The organism is Sporomusa acidovorans, from assembly GCF_900101845.1.
GTDB lineage: Bacteria > Bacillota > Negativicutes > Sporomusales > Sporomusaceae > Sporomusa > Sporomusa acidovorans.
The window spans coordinates 1-2,143 of the sequence record NZ_FNAM01000112.1 but is presented as its reverse complement, the minus strand read 5'-3'; the positions used below and the strand labels follow the sequence as shown (position 1 = coordinate 2,143).

The 2,143-nt window shown below is 37.6% G+C and carries 1 protein-coding gene; it reads right to left on the bottom strand.

All coding sequences use genetic code 11. The features are described from left to right. Nucleotides 1–652: 652 nt before the first annotated feature. Nucleotides 653–1,735, bottom strand: a complete 1,083-nt coding sequence (locus tag BLR65_RS28730) for a tetratricopeptide repeat protein (RefSeq protein WP_093798257.1) — start codon at nt 1,733–1,735, stop codon at nt 653–655. Between the last annotated feature and the right edge of the window lie 408 nt (nt 1,736–2,143).

Sequence of the window (2,143 nt, the reverse complement as noted above, 5' to 3'; positions counted from 1 at the left end):
TTGTTCAGTTTTCATGGAACATCGTCGTTTCGTTTTGTAGAGCCGACAGTTATATATGTTATCACGTATTTTTCACCGTGTCAACATCTTTTATTATTATTTCTTGCATAAGCTGTTTGACAACAGCTTATATAGCATAGCACGTCAATTCTGTTATGTCAACCTTCTAATATGCAACAATCTTTTATAATGAATATTCATCCCTGTTTTTCATCGTAGCATATCATAACCCTAATTGTCAATTATTATTCATTTAATACTGAAAATTCTGTTTTATAAATTCTCTTTTTTCTTTAACTCTGAGAGAATAAACTACTGTCTGTTTTCCGCAAATCGATGGGTTATATTCGGATATATAAGAAAAACAGTCCCTCGCAGGAGAACTGTTTTTACACACTTTTTTAAAGTTATGTATTTTAAGACGGCACCCATATTTGCCGAAGTAACTAACTTAGCATACCTGGCAAAATAACCTGATGTAACTTTAGGTTTTGGTTGAACCCAATCGCTTTTCCGCTTCCATCTCTTCGTCACTTACTTTTATCTCAAGTTGACATTCATGAATATCAATACTACTCCGATCGCCTACAGTACCTGTCACAGTTAGCGCATCACCATGCATGCGGCCAAGTCTCGTAAGATGCAATAACTATTATCTTTTTTTCCTTTTTTTGTTCTTTTTTGGGGGCTTTTGCTTATTGACTTTGCTTACTACCGGCCAGGCCTTTTTTCTAACCTGCGTTTGTATGGACCGCGCTTCCGGCGGTAATTCATTTCGACGCTCTCCTAAATATACCTCGGCTAACGGATATAAAGTCTCACGACAATTGAAATCAACTTCAAAGTCATGGATTGCCGTTGCTGCAATCTGATTTTTAACGAAATGATTATTTTCCCATTCGCTTGGCCTGGGCAGCATATCAATTTGATTATCGCTTTGGTTATATATTGATAACAGTATTTCCAACGCTTCTACAACAATTTCCCTAAGGTCATAGGCTGGTAACTGCTTATATTTATAGCTAAATGCCACCGCTTGTCGCAAATGCTCGGAAGCTTTTTCGAGTTCACCACATTCGATAAGTATTTTGCCTAATGAAAAATGAGATTCTATCTGCTCCATATCTTTTATAACTGCTTGTTCATGAGCACACACTGCCAGTTCAGGCCGCTTTCCGCGACAATATGTATTTCCTAAACGATTCCAAAGATAAGCATTATTAGGATTCTGAGCTAACTTTTCTAGAAAATAATCTTCTGCCTCATTTCCCCAACGCGGCGAAAATTCTTTATTAATTAATGCTTTGCCAAATACGACACCTTGAGACATCCCGGTTTCAATGGCATTACTCAGCACTGCTGCCGCCACTTTAGCGACAAGTATTGCCTTCACTCGTGCTGACAGTTCCCATTTTCCAGCAGCATTACAATGCTTACAGCGAAAATAGCCAAGTGCCTGAATTTTTTCTATTTCGTTGTGATGTTCTAAATTATCGGTAGGAATTACGAGAGTTCCTAAATCATAATCTCCACTTCTACCGCATGCTTCACAAGTCAACCGAAAAATATTTTCGGGAAACTCACTATTTACTGCCTTGATATGCTTGTACACAATTTTAGAATATTTGCCTGGCAGCATAGCAACGGTAGGGCGTGGTGAAACATTTATTAAAACTTGATCCGTAGCTATACTGATAAGTAAAGGGTTTATACCATATTTCTGATATTTTTCCACTACCTATCATTCCTTTGCAACAATATGAAAAATAACTTGTCTAATCTTCTGCAACCTGCAAAAACCCCACCCGCGAGTTGTGGGTGGGGTTTTTCTGCTATTCTTATTATATGCCAGGATTTAGGGGCTGTCAATTGGCTATTTCCGGAAATTAATTTGGATAAGTTAAATTCTTGAGGGTAATTTAGTTTCTTGGTTAAATAAATAAAAACAGCACTTACATATAAGTGCTGTCTGTTCCCTAAAAACTTCACAGAAGATAAGCATTGCATAGTTAGATACTGATTGTTAGTTCAGAGCTAGAACATTTTTAAGGATGTTATCGCTCCGCTCTAACTAAGCGACTTACACACATTCTCACTTCGCCTTACGGCTCGCGACAATAATGATGTTCTTCGCTATGCTCAG